The sequence below is a fragment of the Streptomyces sp. NPDC047880 genome, from assembly GCF_040706515.1.
GTDB lineage: Bacteria > Actinomycetota > Actinomycetes > Streptomycetales > Streptomycetaceae > Streptomyces.
In genome coordinates, this window is sequence record NZ_JBEZOK010000027.1 from 104,403 (window position 1) to 118,493 (window position 14,091).

The window sequence follows — 14,091 nt, forward strand, 5'->3', positions numbered from 1 at the left end:
CCCGCACCCACACACGAGGAGGAAAACCCCGCATGACAGTCGTACCGGCACAGCAGTCCGGCGGCGGAGGCGGCAGCAGCGGTCTCTACGACGTGCTTGAGCTCGTCCTGGACAGGGGGCTCGTCATCGACGCATTCGTGCGTGTCTCCCTGGTCGGCATCGAGATCCTCAAGATCGACGTCCGCGTCGTCGTCGCCAGCGTCGACACCTATCTGCGCTTCGCCGAGGCGTGCAACCGGCTCGACCTGGAGGCCGGGCCGCGCAAGGATCCGGGCCTGCCCGACCTCGTCGGGGAGATGACCGAGTCCGGTGCTCGCGGCAAGTCCAAGGGGGCGCTCTCCGGCGCCGCCGAGACCATCTCCGACGCCTTCAAGCAGGCGCGGAGCGAAAGCTCCGAGCGTGAGACCGAGTCACGTCCGCGAGCCCGCAAGAGCACGTCGTCCCGCCGTAAGGAGGAGCAGGAGTGAGCACCTACGTCTACGGCATCGCGGCGAGTTCGCACCCCGGCCTCCCCGAGGGGATGAGCGGCGTCGGCGACCCGCCCCGCCCGGTACGCATCCTGCGGGTGGGTGACCTGGCGGCCGTCGTCAGTGATGCGCCCGACGGGCTGCGGCCCAAGCGCAAGGAACTGCTCGCCCACCAGAACGTGCTCAGCGAGGCGGGTGCGGCCGGCTGCGTGCTGCCCATGCGGTTCGGCAGCGTCGCCCCGGACGACAACTCCGTCACCGGAGTGCTCGCCGAGCGCGCCGAGCACTACAAGGAGCGGCTCCAGGCCCTGGACAACCGGGTCGAGTACAACATCAAGGCCAACCACGTCGAAGAGGCCGTTCTGCACCAGGTGATGGCCGAGAGCCCCGACATTCGCGGGCTCGCGGAGGCGAACCGGCAGGCTGGCGGCGGCAGTTACGACGACAAGATCCGGCTCGGCGAGATGGTCGCGGCCGCCGTCAAGGCCAAGGAGGCCGGCGACGGTGCCGCGGTGCAGCGCGCCCTGGAGTCGGCCGCCGACGACGTGAGCGTGGGCCCCGAGTCCACGGGCTGGCTGGCCAACGTGTCGTACCTGGTGGAACGGGACGAGGTCGAGTCCTTCCTGGCCGCGGTCGAGCAGCTCCGCAAGGACATGCCGCACCTCGAGGTGCGGGTCAACGGTCCGCTGCCGCCGTACAGCTTCGTCGAGCCCGGCCCGGCCGAGCCCGCGGGCACCGTGGCGAGCGGAACGGACACCGGAGCGGGGTGACGACGTGGGCCTGATCTCTGAGGTGCTGCTGCTGCCGTTCGCACCGGTACGCGGCAGCGCCTGGGCCATCAAACAGGTGGTGCAGGAGGCCGAGCGGATCTACTACGACCCCGCCACGATCCGGGCTGAACTGGCCCGCCTTGAAGAGCAGATGGAGGCCGGAGAGATCACGGAGGACGAGTTCGACCGTCTTGAGGACGAACTCCTCGACCGGTTGGAGATCGCTTCGCGCGGCAGCGCGGGAACAGGCAACGGGACAACACAATGAACCGAACGGGACTGGGTCTCGCCATAGGGGCCGGATATCTCCTGGGACGGACCAAGAAACTGAAGATGGCGATGGCCGTCGGCGGTCTGGTCGCCGGGAAGAAGCTGAACCTGAGCCCGCGCATGGTCGCGGATCTGGTCCAGCAGCAGCTGCGGAACAACCCGCAGTTCAAGGAGATCGGCGACCAGCTGCGGCAGGATCTGCGCGGTGTCGGCAAGGCCGCTTCCGGTGCCATGGTCGAGCGGCAGATCGACGCCCTCGCCGACCGGCTGCACGGCCGCACCGCCAAGGTGCGCGATCAGCTGACGGGCGTGGTGCCCGGCCAGGACGAGGACGCCGAGGACGCCGAGTACGAGGACGAGGAGCCCGAGGACTCCGAAGCCGAGCACGAGGACGAGGAGCCCGAGGAGCCCGAGGAGGACGAGGAAGCCGAGGCCTCCGACGAGGAAGAGGAAGAGGAAGAGGAAGAGGAAGAGGAGCCCGAGGCGAAGAAGGCTCCCGCCAAGAAGGCCCCCGCCAAGAAGGCTCCGGCCAAGAAGGCGGCGAAGAAGGCCCCTGGCAAGAAGGCCCCCGCGAAGAAGGCTCCGGCGAAGAAGACGGCGGGCCGCAAGGCGGCGGCGAAGAAGACCACGCCCGCCAAGAAGGCGAGCTCCGGGGGGCGGGGCGGCAGCGCCCGGTCCCGGCTGCCGAAGGGAGGCGGTGAGGGATGAGTGACACTCTCGGCTCGGCGAAGTCCGCCGCCAACGGAGCGACGAAGAACCCGCTCACAGACCTGGCTCACAGCGAGGCCGCCGACCGGCTGAAGGCCGAACTGCAGGAGTACCTCGCCGCTCAGGCCACACGCGTGCTGACCGGCGTGGGCCGCAAGCTCGGCGATACCACCGGCAAGCTGAACGACATCGCCGAGGGCAACAGCCCCGGCTTCGCCAAACTCGCCCTCGACGGCGGGCGCAAGCTGGCCGAGGGCAAGGGACCGCTGCGCTCCGCACTGGAGCTGGGCGGCTCGCACCTCAAGGACAAGGTCACGGGCGCCTTCAAGGGCCTGGTCGGCAAGGGCAAAGGCAAGGGCAAGGGACGGTCCGGCAACAAGCCCACCGTCATCATCGAGCACATCGATGTCGGCGTACCGCTGCGCACGGCATACGACCAGTGGACCCAGTACCAGGACTTCAGCACGTTCGCGAAGGGCGTCAAGTCCGCGAGCAAGTCCGACGACACCACCTCCGACTGGCAGTTGAAGGTCTGGTGGTCCAACCGCAGCTGGAAGGCGACCACGACCGAGCAGGTCCCCGACGACCGCATCGCCTGGACCTCCGAGGGCGCCAAGGGCACCACGAAGGGCGTCGTCTCCTTCCACCGGCTCGACGAGAACCTGACCCGCGTGCTGCTGGTCATCGAGTACTACCCCGCCGGCTTCTTCGAGAAGACCGGCAACATCTGGCGCGCCCAGGGCCGCCGCGCCCGGCTCGACCTGAAGAACTTCGTCCGCTTCATCACGATCAAGGGCGAGGCGGAGGACGGCTGGCGCGGGGAGATCCGTGACGGCGAGGTCGTCCGCAGCCACGAGGACGCCGTCGCCGAGGAGGAGTCGGAGTCCGAGGAGGAGAGCGCCGAGGGCGAGGAGCCCGAGGACGAGTACGACGAGGAGGAGACGGACGAGGAGGGCGAAGAGGAGCCCGAGGGCGAGTACGAGGACGACTCCGAGGCCGAGTACGACGAGGAGGCCGGGGAAGAGGAGCCCGAGGACGAGGAGGAGCCCGAGGCTGAGTACGAGGACGAGCCCGAGGACGAGGACGAGGACGAGGATGAGGAAGTCGAGGCGGGGAGCCGGCGATGACGACGCCCAGCAGGATGCCCGAACCCTACGGACAGGGGAGCGGCGCCAACCTCGCCGACATCCTTGAACGGGTACTGGACAAGGGCATCGTGATCGCGGGCGACATCCGGATCAATCTGCTCGACATCGAACTCCTCACCATCAAACTGCGGTTGATCGTCGCCTCGGTCGACAAGGCGAAGGAGATGGGCATCGACTGGTGGGAGACCGACCCGGCCCTGAGCTCGCGGGCCCGTCGTGACGAACTGACCCGTGAGAACACCGAGTTGCGCGAGAGGCTGGCCCGGTTGGAGGAACTGGAGTCCGGCCGGGCGGAGAAGAAGGAGGCACCGTGACCGGACTGCGGTACGTCTACGCCGTCTGCCGCCCCTTCGGTTCACCGCTCCAGTCCCAGCTGACGGGGGTGGCGGGTGACCCGCCCAGAACGCTGACCCACCACGGCCTGGTGGCCGTGGTGAGCCACGTACCGGAGCGGGACTTCGCGGAGGAACCGCTCCACGCCCATCTGGAGGACCTGGACTGGCTCACCGAGACCGCCCGGGCCCACCAGGGCGTCATCGACGCGCTCACCACCGTCACGACCCCGCTGCCGCTGCGGCTCGGCACCGTCTTCCACGACGACAGCGGCGTACGGACGATGATGGAGGCCCGCGAGGAGAGCTTCCGGCAGACCCTCGAGCGGCTGGAGGGCCGCGTCGAGTGGGGCGTCAAGGTGTATGCCGAGTCCGAACCGCAGGAGACCCCCCGGCCGGCGCAGAAGCCTGCGTCGGGCCGGGACTACCTGCGGCAACGGCGTATGCAGACCAGGTCGCACGAAGAAATGTGGCAGAAGGCCGAGGCTTTCTCCACCCGGCTGCACGAGGAGCTGTCCGCATTTGCGGAGGATTCCCGGCTGCATCCCCCGCAGAATCCCGCGCTTTCCAAGGCGACCGGGCGGAACGTCCTGAACGCCGCTTACCTCGTGCCGCGTGCGCATTCCGAGGAATTCGTGGAACTGGTGGACCGCACCAAGGGCGACTTGCCCGGAATGCGCGTGGAACTCACCGGCCCCTGGGCGGCCTATTCCTTCGCGGGGGAGGCCACATGAACGAGGGGGAGAGTCCGTGACCGTAGTGGAACGCCGTGAGGTCGCCCTCGTGGACCTGCTCGACCGGCTGCTCGCCGGCGGAGTGGTGATCACCGGGGACATCACCCTGCGCATCGCCGACGTCGACCTGGTCCGTATCGACCTCAACGCGCTCATCAGCTCGGTGAACGCCCAGGTGCCCTCACCGTTCGAGGAGTTGCTGTGACCGCCCCGGAGAACCCCCGGCCGCGCTCCAACCACATGGATCTGGAGCCCGACACGGTCGAGCGCGACCTGGTCAAACTCGTGCTGACGGTGGTGGAGTTGCTGCGCCAGCTCATGGAGCGCCAAGCGCTGCGCCGGTTCGACGTGGGCGACCTGAGCGAGGAGCAGGAGGAGCGGATCGGACTCACGCTCATGCTGCTCGACGAGCGGATGACGGAACTGCGCGAGCGCTACGGACTGCGGCCCGAGGACCTCAACCTGGACCTCGGGCCGCTGGGACCGCTGCTTCCGCGGGACTGACGCTCACGTGTCTCCCCGGGCCTTCGTCGGGGCCCGGGGAGACACGTGTTCCTTCACCACCTGTACCAACGGCCCCTGCCGCCGGCTGCGGACGTACCACGGACGAAGAATCCCAGCAGCCACAGGACGAGAACCGCGAGCGCGATCCACCAGAGAATCTTCACTGCAAATCCGGCGCCGAACAGAACCAGGGCCAGAAGCAGCACCAGCAGGATGGGAACCATAATTCGAACCTCCTGCTTTCCGGATGTCCCCGAAACGGTGTTTCAGGCTTCCTTACGGCAGAGAACCTCTCCGTGCAGCACGCTGAACCACCCGTCCTCCCGCGTGCCCCACTCCCGCCAGGCGTCGGCCACCGTCCGCAGTTCCCGGTCGCCGGCGTGCCCGCCCAGCCGGGCCCGGTCCGCGTACGCCGACGCCAGCGTGCGGTCCGCCCACAGCCCGTTCCACCAGGCCCGCTCCTCGGGTGTGGCGAAGGTCCAGGTCCCGGAGGTCGCCGTGATGTCCGTGAAGCCGGCCTGCTGAGCCCAGGCCTTCAGCCGGCGTCCGGCGTCCGGCTCGCCGCCGTTGGCCCGGGCGACCCGACGGTAGAGGTCCAGCCAGGAGTCCAGCCCCCGGGACTCCGGATACCAGGTCATGGCCGCGTAGTCCGCGTCACGTACGGCGACGATTCCGCCGGGCCTGACGACCCGCTTCATCTCGCGCAGTGCCTGCACCGGATCGCCCACGTGCTGGAGCACCTGGTGGGCGTGGACGACGCAGAAGGTGTCGTCCGGGTAGTCCAGGGCGTGGACGTCGGCGACCGCGAAGCCGACGTTGGCCAGTCCCCGCCCGGCGGCCGTGGCGCGCGCCTGCTCCAGGATCTCCGGCACGCGGTCGACGCCGGTCACGTGCCCGTCGGGCACGAGTGCCGCCAGGTCGGCGGTGATGGTGCCCGGCCCGCAGCCGATGTCGAGGATCTTCATGTGGGGCTTGAGCGAAGGCACCAGGTACGCGGCCGAGTTGGCGGCGGTCCGCCAGGTGTGCGAGCGGAGCACGGACTCGTGGTGCCCGTGGGTGTAGACGGCGGTCTCGCGGGGTTCCGGCATGGCGGATCCCACCCCTTCCGGTCGGGTCGGCAGGGAATCACCGTATGCCTGTTCACCACATACTGAGACCGATATCCCGAGATGTGGACTGGCAGTGTGTCAGTCAAGGGTGAGCGTGCCCAGCACGCGCCCCGGTGCCGAAACCCGTTTGCCCCGAGCCCCCTGGCGCCCACAGAATCGCGCCCATGGGACACCTCGAAGCCGCACACCTGGAGTACTACCTGCCCGACGGAAGGGCGCTGCTGGGTGATGTCTCGTTCCGGGTGGGGGAGGGGGCCGTCGTGGCCCTGGTGGGGCCCAACGGCGCCGGGAAGACCACCCTGCTCCGGATGCTCGCCGGCGAGCTCAAGCCGCACGGCGGGTCCGTCGTCGTCGGGGGCGGGCTCGGGGTCATGCGGCAGTTCGTGGGGTCCGTACGCGACGAGACGACCGTGCGGGACCTGCTCGTGTCCGTCGCCGCGCCCCGCATCCGCGAGGCCGCGCAGGCCGTCGACAAGGCCGAGCACGCCATCATGACCGTCGACGACGAGGCCGCCCAGCTTCAGTACGCGCAAGCCCTCGCCGACTGGGCCGAGGCCCGTGGCTACGAGGCGGAGACGCTGTGGGACATGTGCACCACGGCCGCGCTCGGGGTGCCGTACGGCAAGGCGCAGTTCCGGGAGGTCCGCACCCTCTCCGGCGGTGAGCAGAAGCGGCTCGTCCTGGAGGCGCTGCTGCGGGGCACGGACGAGGTGCTGCTCCTCGACGAGCCCGACAACTATCTCGACGTCCCCGGCAAGCGGTGGCTGGAGGAGCGGCTGAAGGAGACCCGCAAGACGGTCCTGTTCGTCTCCCACGACCGCGAACTCCTCGCCCGTGCCGCCGAGAAGATCGTCTCCCTGGAGCCCGGACCCGCCGGCGCCGACGCCTGGGTGCACGGCGGCGGCTTCGCCACCTTCCACGAGGCCCGGCGTGAGCGCTTCGCCCGCTTCGAGGAACTGCGCAGGCGCTGGGACGAGAAACACGCGCAGCTGAAGAAGCTCGTGCTGACCCTGCGTCAGGCCGCCGCCGTCAGCCATGAGATGGCCTCCCGCTACGCGGCCGCGCAGACCCGGCTGCGCAAGTTCGAGGAGGCCGGGCCGCCCCCGGAGCCGCCGCGCGAGCAGGACATCACGATGCGCATCAAGGGCGGCCGCACCGGCGTCCGGGCCGTCACCTGCGCGAACCTGGAGCTCACCGGCCTGATGACCCCCTTCGACCTGGAGGTCTTCTACGGCGAACGCGTCGCCGTCCTCGGCTCCAACGGCTCCGGCAAGTCGCACTTCCTGCGCCTGCTCGCCGGCGACGACGTGGCGCACACGGGGGAGTGGAAACTGGGCGCGCGGGTCGTGCCCGGCCACTTCGCGCAGACACACGCCCACCCGGAACTGGAGGGCCGCACCCTCCTCGACATCCTGTGGAAGGAACACGCACAGGACCGCGGCGCCGCGATGTCCCGCCTGCGCCGCTACGAGCTCACCCAGCAGGCGGAACAGACGTTCGAGCGCCTCTCCGGCGGCCAGCAGGCCCGCTTCCAGATCCTCCTGCTGGAGCTCCAGGGCGTGACCGCGTTGCTGCTGGACGAGCCGACCGACAACCTGGACCTGGAGTCCGCCGAGGCCCTGCAGGAGGGCCTGGAGGCCTTCGACGGCACGGTCCTCGCGGTCACCCACGACCGCTGGTTCGCCCGCTCCTTCGACCGCTTCCTCGTCTTCGGCAGCGACGGCCGGGTCCGGGAGACCCCGGACCCGGTCTGGGACGAACGCAGGGTGGAACGGGCCCGCTAGGGCCCGCTCCCGGTCACTTCCAGCGCAGCAGCGCTCCGAGGCCGCCCACGGGGACCTCGCGTTCGGAGACCGACAGCGCCGGCGCGTCCGTGGCCACCGCGGAGCGGATCAGCGCGTCGTCGGCCCGGGCCGGCCACGAGTGCTGCTCGCCCAGGACCTTCAGGTCCGTACGACGCACCGCCAGCTGGTCGGGGTCCTCCCCGATCCACACCTCACGGTGTGCGTCGGGTCCGTCCACCCTGATCAGCAGCTCGTCGATGCGGTGCTCGCGCGCCGCGTCGACCAGGGCGGGCACGCCCTCGACGGCCCCGGCCCGGCCCTCGTCGTCCGGCGTGCGGGCGGCACGGAAGCGTTCCAGTTCCGCCTCCGCCTGCCGCCCCATGTGCTCGGCCCTGGCCCGCTCCACGTCCTCGTCGAGCAGCCGGCTGCCGGTGCCGTGCGGCGCCTCCACCACCAGGCCGTGCAGCCGCTTGGGCAGGTGCTCGTGCACGGACCGCCGCTCCCGGTCGTCGCCGACGAGGATCAGCAGGTCGGCCTTGGTCTCCTCCTGGCACACGGCGAGCGCGTCGGCGATCTCCGCGGCGTTGTGCTCCCAGGTGTTCTCCACCCGCAGCTGGAAATGCCGCTCGGACCAGTCCACGGAGCTCGTCCGGTGCACCGGCCACTGCCGCCCGGTGACGCTCCCGGCGTCCTCCCGGCCCAGCGAGCTGCGCAGCTCGAAGTCCGCGCCCTTGCGGTCGACGTACGCCACCACGCACACCGGGTCCTCCCCGGCCAGCTCCAGCAGCGGCGCGACCCGCGGCAGCGGCGCCCATTCGGCCCAGTCACCGCCCTGCGGGGGACGGACCAGCGGCGGGTCCAGGACGACCTCGCCGGCCCGCGCGAACAGGGCCCGGCCGTGCGGTTCGGAGGAGTGCCTCAGATCCTCGATCGCGCTCCGCACGGCCTGGCACGTCGCCTCGTCCGCCCCCTGCTCGGCCAGCGACCTGGCCATCGCCTGGGCCGTCAGCTCCCGCTCGTGCGGAGTGCCCTCCGTGTGCCGTGAGGTGCCGACGTACACGGAGGCCCAAGGCCCGGGGTGTTCGTACAGTGGGTGCAGAAAGGCGAGATCCATGGTTCCTCCCGGATGCCGCTCGGGGGTAGTGCTCAGTTGCTCCGAGGGCGGGTACCCGGGCCGCATGAACGAACACGACGAACGGGGCGACACAATGACCGGAGTGGACCCTGACCGGCTGGACGACCAGCAGCTCATGAAAGAGCTGGAGACCATCCACCGCACGCGCCACGACACACTGCTCTACGGCTCGAACGACGCGCTGCGCGCCCACAACGAGCGCATGGCGCAGCTCGAGGGCGAGTACCTGCGCCGCAACCCCCGCCGCCCGGTCGCCGCGGGCCGCACACGCGAAGGGGCCCGGGAGCGGGGGAGCGGGGAGTCGGCGACCCCCACCACCCCCGGCACCTGAGCCCCTCGAAGGGAACACCGGCTCTCCCACGCCCCGAAGACGTGACCGGAGCCCTGCCGGGATCCGGTCAGGCGTTCTCCTGCGCGAACACCTCCAGGAAGGTCTCGCAGAACGCCTTCAGATCGTCCGGCTTACGGCTGGTGACCAGCTTGTTCGCCCCGTGGTCACAGACCTGCACCTGCTGGTCGACCCAGGTGCCGCCCGCGTTGCGGATGTCCGTCCGCAGGCTCGGCCACGAGGTGAGGACCCGGCCGCGCACGACGTCCGCCTCGACCAGCGTCCACGGCGCGTGGCAGATCGCCGCCACGGGCCGGCCGTGCTCGAAGAAGTCCCGGACGAAGGCGACGGCCTTGTCGTCCATCCGCAGGAAGTCCGGGTTGGCGACGCCGCCCGGCAGCACGAGCGCACCGAACGAGTCCGGTGCGGTGTCGCCCACGACCTCGTCCACCGGGAAGGTGTCCGCCTTGTCGAGGTGGTTGAAGGCCTGGATCTCGCCCTGCTGCGTCGACACCAGCACGGGTTCGTGACCGGCGTCCTTCGCCGCCTGCCACGGATCGGTCAGCTCGATCTGCTCGACGCCCTCGGGTGCGACCAGAAACGCGATGCGCATGATGCTCAACGTCCTTTCCCGGAGCGAGCGGCGCTCCCGTGCGCCGCGTCGCCCCACGCGTCGTTCTCGTAGTCCTCGTGCTGTGCGTGGTTCTCGTGGTCTTCGTTGTTGCCGTGGGTGGCGTTGTTCCCGCGGGTCCCGTGGTCGCCGCGGTGCTCGTTCCGCGCGTTCTTCCTGCGCCTGCGGCCCGCGCGCACGCAGCGCAGCAGTTCCTCGCCGTACGGCAGCAGCACGCACGTGCCGATGGCGGCCGCGATGCCCGCCAGGTAGCCGCGCGACAGCGGCCGCCTGCGGGGCACCAGCCGCCACGCGTCGGGATTGCCCCTGCCGCCGCGCAGCAGTGACTTGACCTGATCGGCGTGCAGGCACATCAGGGCGGCCAGTGCCCCGAACGGCAGGGACTCCAGAAAGCTGTGGATGTGCTGCTCGACCGGCTTGACCTCGCGCTCGCTTTCGACGGCCGTACGGACGTCCCACAGGGCCGTCGCCTCATGCACCGCGGCCCCGCCCAGCTGCACGCTCAGCAGCAGCGGATTGACCTCGTAGCGCAGCGTCAGCGCGATCGGGACGCCCACCTCGGCCATCATCAGCGAGTGGATCAGGGACTCCTTGGTGCCCGCGGTGTCCTCGATGCGGGTCCGCCGGTGCATCACCCAGTCGGCCACACCCGGCACGAACCAGCCGGGCAGCAGTCCGTAGAGCAGATAACGGGTCGTGGCGTCACCGACGTCGACGGTGATGCCGGAGGCGCTGATCTGCCGGGCCCGGTCCGTGCTCATGCGTCACCCCGGCTGTCGGGCTCGGCCCTGCTGATGTCCGCGAGCGCCGACGCGGGATCCTCGACCTCGGCCACGTCACCCAAGCTGACCATCCCGACGGGCAGCCCGTTCTCCACCACCGGCAGCCGGCGTACCGCGTGCTCGCGCATCAGCGTCACCGCGGTCGCCACCCGGTCGTCGGGCGTCACCGTCACCGGATCACTCGTGCACACGGCCCGGACGCTGACCGTCATCGGGTCTGCGCCGTCCGCGACGGCCCGTACGGTGATGTCACGGTCGGTGAGCACACCCATCACGTCCTGGCCCTCGGCCACCACCACGTCGCCGATGTTCTGCGAGCGCATCAGCTGCGCCGCCTCGACGAGTGAGGCATCCGGGCGCACGGCCACCACACCCGCCGTCATCACGTCCTTGACGTATGCGGCCATCACTCGGCCCTCCCCTCCGTTTCCAGGCCGGCGGGGGCGCCGCGGCATTGCGCGGCGCCCCCACCGCGGTCCCTACGCGTACTCCTCCGGCCCGGTCTCACGAGCCCGGATCAGGGCCTGGGCCAGCTCCTGGACATTGCTGTAGCGCTCCTGGCGGGGCAGGCCCTCCAGTGCCTCGACGAGGACGTCGGGCGCCTGGTGCCCGCGCAGCTCGCGGGTCAGTTCCCGAGGACTCGCCGGGAACGCCTTGCGGCCCAGGATCCGGGCCAGTTCCAGCCGGACCGACTCCAGTGACGTCGGCGCACGGCTCGGCGTCACCGGCCCGTGGGCGACCGCGGGGTCGTCCTCGGCGGCCGGCTCCGGGTCGTGCCACTCCTCACTGCGGGTGGGGTGCCCGGACCTGAGCAGCCCCTGCAGTTCGTGCTTCATCTCGTCGTCCCGGTGGACGCTCAGCCGGTCGCTTCCTCGCTGCATGTCTCCCTCCAGACGTTCGGGGGCCCGCACCGCGTACCCGAACACCGCGGGGCGACACGGGCTGCGTCAGCCCGATCGCCGCCGCCCTATCGGTTTGCGCCATGCCCTGCGGGAGACCCGGATCACACCCCCCACACCTCCCTGGGGAAGGACACGTCATGGCGTTGCTCGCTGTGCTCATACCGCTGCTCATGCTCGGAGTGGTGCTGGTGCTGGGCCGCTACGAGGAGCTGCTGCTGCCACAGAAGGACCCCGGCCGGAGTCAGCCGGCCGCCGTTCCGTCCGCGGGCACGGTGGTCGCCTCCTCGCCCGCTCCGGCAGGAACTCCCGCCCCTTCGCCCTGAGACCTTCCGCACATGCGGCCCGGCAGGCCGATCGAGCCGCTGCCGTACGGCAGTTCGTCGCGCAGGACGGAGTCCTCTCCCGGTTTGCGGGTGGGGGCCGGGGGCAGGCGCCCCTCAGTGCTTCGGACAGGAGGCACGCCCGTGGAAGCGGCGTCGCGCGCCGCCACCGAGCCCCCCTGTCCCACAGCGGATGCTCTTCCACGGTGACCGTCCAGCCCCGAGCACTCCCAAGGGAATTGCGACGTATCATGCCGACCCGAAGCAGCGCCAAGCAGCACCCCCACGACGACGCCCCCGACACCGCCGAGGCCTTCCGCAGGCTCGCCTCCATGCCCGTCAGCCCGGAGCGTGACGCGCTCCGCGACGAGATCGTCGAGGCCTGGTTGCCCATGGCGGACCGCCTCGCCGGGCGCTTCCGCAGCCGCGGCGAGAGCTTCGAGGACCTGCGCCAGGTCGCCGCCCTCGGCCTCGTCAAGGCCGTCAGCCGGTACGACCCCGAACGCGGCAACGCCTTCGAGAGCTACGCCGTGCCGACCATCACCGGCGAGATCAAGCGGCACTTCCGGGACCACATGTGGACCCTGCACGTACCCCGCCGCGTCCAGGACCTGCGCAACCGCGTCCGCGTCGCCGGCCAGGAGCTGTCCCAGACCGTCTCCGGCCGGCAGCCCACCGTGGCCGAACTCGCCGAGCACACGAAGATGAGCGAGGAGGACGTCCGGGCCGGCCTGGAGGCGCTGGAGAGCTTCACCGCGCTGTCCCTGGACGCGGAGCTGCCCGGCAGCGATGACGGGTACTCCCTGAGCGACGCGCTCGGATCCACCGACCCGGCCCTGGACACGGTCGTCGACCGCGAGTCCGTGAAGGCCCGGCTGGCCGCCCTGCCCGAGCGGGAACGGGCCATTCTCTACATGCGGTTCTTCGGGGACATGACGCAGAGCCGGATCGCCGAGGAGCTGGGGATCTCGCAGATGCACGTCTCCCGGCTGATCAGCCGGTGCTGCGGGCGGGTGCGGGAGCAGGTGATGCGGGACGTCGCCTAGGTGTGCTGTTCGGACAGGTTGGTGACGCGGTCGTGCGGGTGCGGGCCTGATGCGGCTTGTCGCGCCGTTCCCCGCGTCCCCGGGCGCTCGGTCCCCGCGCCCCCGGCGCGCTCCGATTCACTCGGTTGAGTGGCACTGTCCCGCCAATGGGGCCGCGCCGCGCGCGGCGCCATGGCGGCCTGGCTGTCATGGCAGAGGGGTATGACCACCGAAGGAGTCCCCTCGATGCGCCGCAGCCTGTACGCCCTGTCCGTCACCGTCCTGGCCGGCTCGGCCCTGGTGGGTTTCGCGCCGGCCGAGTTCTCCGAACCGGCCGCCGAGGTCAGTCCCGCCACCGTCCGGCCCGGAGACACGCTCACCGTCTCGGTCAGCTGCGACCCCACCGGGGGGCCGCCGCCCGACAGCATCGACGCCACCTCGCAGGCCTTCGACGAGGGCACGGTGCCCCTGCAACGGGTCACCGGCAACGACGACGAGATCTCCGGCCCGGCCTACCGGGGCACGGCCCTCATCGCCCCCGCGGAGAACTTCGAGGGTGACCCGGACGCCACGGGGGAGGACTCGGCGTGGACCGTCGACGGCACCTGCCCGGCAGCCCCCGGTGGCGAGGGCAAGCCGTGGAGCGCGACGTTCACCGTGACCCACGGCTCCGGTCCCGGCAAGCCGTCGCACAAGCCCACGCACCCAACCAGCCACAAACCCTGTCCCGAACCCTCGCACCACCGCGAGACGTGGCACACCGAGTGCGGCGAGGCGCCGGTGCAACGCGGAGTGCGGGCCGGTGACGGCGGTGCCTTCACCGACTCCGTACCGGCGCTGGCCGCGGGCGGCGTGATGATCGCGGGCGCGTTCGGAGCCGCCGTGCACCGGCTGCGCAACCGGCGGAGCGACCCCCACCGCTGACCCGCCGGGCCCGGTCCACCGCCCCGGAGGGCCACGGCTTCCCCGGCAGGGCCCGCTCATGCTGTGACCGTCACAACCCGCCGGGCGCCCATGGGGCGGCGGCGCCCTGGGTACTCGGTGGCCGAGGGCACGCGCCGCACCGAACGGACCACGGAGCACGGACGGCGCACGCGCCGGGGCGGCACGACACGGCGGCACCAGCCACTGGCACTGCGGAG

The 14,091-nt window shown here is 70.9% G+C and carries 20 protein-coding genes and 1 pseudogene; 14 read left to right on the forward strand and 7 right to left on the reverse strand.

Annotated elements, in window-relative coordinates:
* Positions 1 to 32 precede the first annotated feature (32 nt).
* The 9 genes from AB0937_RS31715 to AB0937_RS31755 are packed head-to-tail and all read left to right on the forward strand — an operon-like array spanning position 33 to position 4,933.
* Positions 33 to 467 (forward strand): gas vesicle structural protein GvpA, encoded by a 435-nt coding sequence (locus AB0937_RS31715; RefSeq protein WP_366716544.1) that lies wholly within the window; start codon positions 33 to 35, stop codon positions 465 to 467.
* On the forward strand, positions 464 to 1,237 hold the full coding sequence (locus AB0937_RS31720) for a GvpL/GvpF family gas vesicle protein (RefSeq protein WP_366716546.1): 774 nt from the start codon (positions 464 to 466) through the stop codon (positions 1,235 to 1,237). Before AB0937_RS31715 ends, AB0937_RS31720 begins: the two co-directional genes overlap by 4 nt.
* 4 nt (positions 1,238 to 1,241) lie before the next feature.
* On the forward strand, positions 1,242 to 1,505 hold the full coding sequence (locus tag AB0937_RS31725; protein WP_366716547.1) for a gas vesicle protein GvpG: 264 nt from the start codon (positions 1,242 to 1,244) through the stop codon (positions 1,503 to 1,505).
* Complete coding sequence (locus AB0937_RS31730) at positions 1,502 to 2,215, forward strand: DNA primase (protein ID WP_366716548.1); 714 nt, start codon at positions 1,502 to 1,504, stop codon at positions 2,213 to 2,215. The genes AB0937_RS31725 and AB0937_RS31730 overlap by 4 nt, the downstream gene beginning before the upstream one ends.
* Positions 2,212 to 3,342 (forward strand): SRPBCC family protein, encoded by a 1,131-nt coding sequence (locus AB0937_RS31735; protein ID WP_366716550.1) that lies wholly within the window; start codon positions 2,212 to 2,214, stop codon positions 3,340 to 3,342. The genes AB0937_RS31730 and AB0937_RS31735 overlap by 4 nt, the downstream gene beginning before the upstream one ends.
* Positions 3,339 to 3,677, forward strand: a complete 339-nt coding sequence (locus AB0937_RS31740; protein WP_366716551.1) for a gas vesicle protein — start codon at positions 3,339 to 3,341, stop codon at positions 3,675 to 3,677. Before AB0937_RS31735 ends, AB0937_RS31740 begins: the two co-directional genes overlap by 4 nt.
* Positions 3,674 to 4,429: a GvpL/GvpF family gas vesicle protein gene (locus tag AB0937_RS31745; protein ID WP_366716553.1), complete on the forward strand. Its 756-nt coding sequence runs from the start codon at positions 3,674 to 3,676 to the stop codon at positions 4,427 to 4,429. The genes AB0937_RS31740 and AB0937_RS31745 overlap by 4 nt, the downstream gene beginning before the upstream one ends.
* 16 nt (positions 4,430 to 4,445) lie before the next feature.
* Positions 4,446 to 4,634 carry a gas vesicle protein gene (locus tag AB0937_RS31750; protein WP_003994122.1) on the forward strand — a complete coding sequence of 63 codons (189 nt, stop codon included), beginning with the start codon at positions 4,446 to 4,448 and terminating at the stop codon, positions 4,632 to 4,634.
* A 35-nt stretch (positions 4,635 to 4,669) separates the two neighbouring features.
* A complete protein-coding gene (locus AB0937_RS31755; RefSeq protein WP_031108664.1) occupies positions 4,670 to 4,933 on the forward strand; it encodes a gas vesicle protein K in 264 nt (87 codons plus the stop codon).
* Positions 4,934 to 4,986: 53 nt separating this feature from the next.
* Here AB0937_RS31755 and AB0937_RS31760 read toward each other — a convergent pair whose 3' ends face one another.
* A complete protein-coding gene (locus AB0937_RS31760) occupies positions 4,987 to 5,157 on the reverse strand; it encodes a hypothetical protein (RefSeq protein ID WP_031136400.1) in 171 nt (56 codons plus the stop codon).
* A gap of 42 nt (positions 5,158 to 5,199) precedes the next feature.
* Positions 5,200 to 6,021, reverse strand: a complete 822-nt coding sequence (locus AB0937_RS31765; RefSeq protein ID WP_366716556.1) for a methyltransferase domain-containing protein — start codon at positions 6,019 to 6,021, stop codon at positions 5,200 to 5,202.
* 185 nt (positions 6,022 to 6,206) lie between these two features.
* Here AB0937_RS31765 and AB0937_RS31770 point away from each other — a divergent pair, with 185 nt between their 5' ends.
* Positions 6,207 to 7,826: an ATP-binding cassette domain-containing protein gene (locus AB0937_RS31770; protein WP_366716558.1), complete on the forward strand. Its 1,620-nt coding sequence runs from the start codon at positions 6,207 to 6,209 to the stop codon at positions 7,824 to 7,826.
* A gap of 13 nt (positions 7,827 to 7,839) precedes the next feature.
* On the opposite strand, the gene AB0937_RS31775 is transcribed toward AB0937_RS31770, so the two are convergent.
* Positions 7,840 to 8,940 carry a Vms1/Ankzf1 family peptidyl-tRNA hydrolase gene (locus AB0937_RS31775; RefSeq protein WP_366716560.1) on the reverse strand — a complete coding sequence of 367 codons (1,101 nt, stop codon included), beginning with the start codon at positions 8,938 to 8,940 and terminating at the stop codon, positions 7,840 to 7,842.
* Positions 8,941 to 9,004: 64 nt separating this feature from the next.
* Between AB0937_RS31775 and AB0937_RS31780 the strand changes: the two genes are divergently transcribed.
* Complete coding sequence (locus AB0937_RS31780; protein WP_031118201.1) at positions 9,005 to 9,292, forward strand: DUF6158 family protein; 288 nt, start codon at positions 9,005 to 9,007, stop codon at positions 9,290 to 9,292.
* Positions 9,293 to 9,359: 67 nt separating this feature from the next.
* On the opposite strand, the gene AB0937_RS31785 is transcribed toward AB0937_RS31780, so the two are convergent.
* The 4 genes and pseudogenes from AB0937_RS31785 to AB0937_RS31800 all read right to left on the reverse strand — a co-directional run bounded on the left by AB0937_RS31785 (position 9,360) and on the right by AB0937_RS31800 (position 11,583).
* A complete protein-coding gene (locus AB0937_RS31785; RefSeq protein ID WP_366716563.1) occupies positions 9,360 to 9,902 on the reverse strand; it encodes a type 1 glutamine amidotransferase domain-containing protein in 543 nt (180 codons plus the stop codon).
* A gap of 164 nt (positions 9,903 to 10,066) precedes the next feature.
* A pseudogene (locus tag AB0937_RS31790) lies at positions 10,067 to 10,681 on the reverse strand (diguanylate cyclase); the annotation flags it as partial.
* Positions 10,678 to 11,109, reverse strand: a complete 432-nt coding sequence (locus AB0937_RS31795) for a CBS domain-containing protein (protein WP_366716565.1) — start codon at positions 11,107 to 11,109, stop codon at positions 10,678 to 10,680. The gene AB0937_RS31795 and the pseudogene AB0937_RS31790, both read right to left, overlap by 4 nt.
* Positions 11,110 to 11,181: 72 nt before the next feature.
* Entirely contained in the window at positions 11,182 to 11,583 is a 402-nt protein-coding gene (locus tag AB0937_RS31800; protein ID WP_366716567.1) for a DUF2795 domain-containing protein, read from the reverse strand.
* A 158-nt stretch (positions 11,584 to 11,741) separates the two neighbouring features.
* Between AB0937_RS31800 and AB0937_RS31805 the strand changes: the two genes are divergently transcribed.
* The 3 genes from AB0937_RS31805 to AB0937_RS31815 all read left to right on the forward strand — a co-directional run bounded on the left by AB0937_RS31805 (position 11,742) and on the right by AB0937_RS31815 (position 13,873).
* Positions 11,742 to 11,927: a hypothetical protein gene (locus AB0937_RS31805; RefSeq protein WP_366716569.1), complete on the forward strand. Its 186-nt coding sequence runs from the start codon at positions 11,742 to 11,744 to the stop codon at positions 11,925 to 11,927.
* A gap of 248 nt (positions 11,928 to 12,175) precedes the next feature.
* The gene (locus AB0937_RS31810) at positions 12,176 to 12,970 is read left to right on the forward strand and encodes an RNA polymerase sigma factor SigF (protein ID WP_366716571.1); all 795 of its coding nucleotides are present in this window, start codon (positions 12,176 to 12,178) and stop codon (positions 12,968 to 12,970) included.
* 225 nt (positions 12,971 to 13,195) lie between these two features.
* The gene (locus AB0937_RS31815; protein WP_366716573.1) at positions 13,196 to 13,873 is read left to right on the forward strand and encodes a hypothetical protein; all 678 of its coding nucleotides are present in this window, start codon (positions 13,196 to 13,198) and stop codon (positions 13,871 to 13,873) included.
* The last annotated feature ends 218 nt before the right edge of the window (positions 13,874 to 14,091 follow it).

Excerpts from the sequence above, each read along its gene's own strand:
- AB0937_RS31815 (WP_366716573.1), top strand. The coding sequence starts at position 13,196 with ATGCGCCGCAGCCTGTACGCCCTGTCCGTCACCGTCCTGGCCGGCTCG.
- AB0937_RS31800 (WP_366716567.1), bottom strand. The coding sequence starts at position 11,583 with ATGCAGCGAGGAAGCGACCGGCTGAGCGTCCACCGGGACGACGAGATG.
- AB0937_RS31780 (WP_031118201.1), top strand. The coding sequence starts at position 9,005 with ATGAACGAACACGACGAACGGGGCGACACAATGACCGGAGTGGACCCT.
- AB0937_RS31795 (WP_366716565.1), bottom strand. The coding sequence starts at position 11,109 with ATGGCCGCATACGTCAAGGACGTGATGACGGCGGGTGTGGTGGCCGTG.
- AB0937_RS31785 (WP_366716563.1), bottom strand. The coding sequence starts at position 9,902 with ATGCGCATCGCGTTTCTGGTCGCACCCGAGGGCGTCGAGCAGATCGAG.
- AB0937_RS31740 (WP_366716551.1), top strand. The coding sequence starts at position 3,339 with ATGACGACGCCCAGCAGGATGCCCGAACCCTACGGACAGGGGAGCGGC.
- AB0937_RS31775 (WP_366716560.1), bottom strand. The coding sequence starts at position 8,940 with ATGGATCTCGCCTTTCTGCACCCACTGTACGAACACCCCGGGCCTTGG.
- AB0937_RS31805 (WP_366716569.1), top strand. The coding sequence starts at position 11,742 with ATGGCGTTGCTCGCTGTGCTCATACCGCTGCTCATGCTCGGAGTGGTG.
- AB0937_RS31715 (WP_366716544.1), top strand. The coding sequence starts at position 33 with ATGACAGTCGTACCGGCACAGCAGTCCGGCGGCGGAGGCGGCAGCAGC.
- AB0937_RS31735 (WP_366716550.1), top strand. The coding sequence starts at position 2,212 with ATGAGTGACACTCTCGGCTCGGCGAAGTCCGCCGCCAACGGAGCGACG.
- AB0937_RS31770 (WP_366716558.1), top strand. The coding sequence starts at position 6,207 with ATGGGACACCTCGAAGCCGCACACCTGGAGTACTACCTGCCCGACGGA.
- AB0937_RS31765 (WP_366716556.1), bottom strand. The coding sequence starts at position 6,021 with ATGCCGGAACCCCGCGAGACCGCCGTCTACACCCACGGGCACCACGAG.
- AB0937_RS31810 (WP_366716571.1), top strand. The coding sequence starts at position 12,176 with ATGCCGACCCGAAGCAGCGCCAAGCAGCACCCCCACGACGACGCCCCC.
- AB0937_RS31755 (WP_031108664.1), top strand. The coding sequence starts at position 4,670 with ATGGATCTGGAGCCCGACACGGTCGAGCGCGACCTGGTCAAACTCGTG.
- AB0937_RS31760 (WP_031136400.1), bottom strand. The coding sequence starts at position 5,157 with ATGGTTCCCATCCTGCTGGTGCTGCTTCTGGCCCTGGTTCTGTTCGGC.
- AB0937_RS31730 (WP_366716548.1), top strand. The coding sequence starts at position 1,502 with ATGAACCGAACGGGACTGGGTCTCGCCATAGGGGCCGGATATCTCCTG.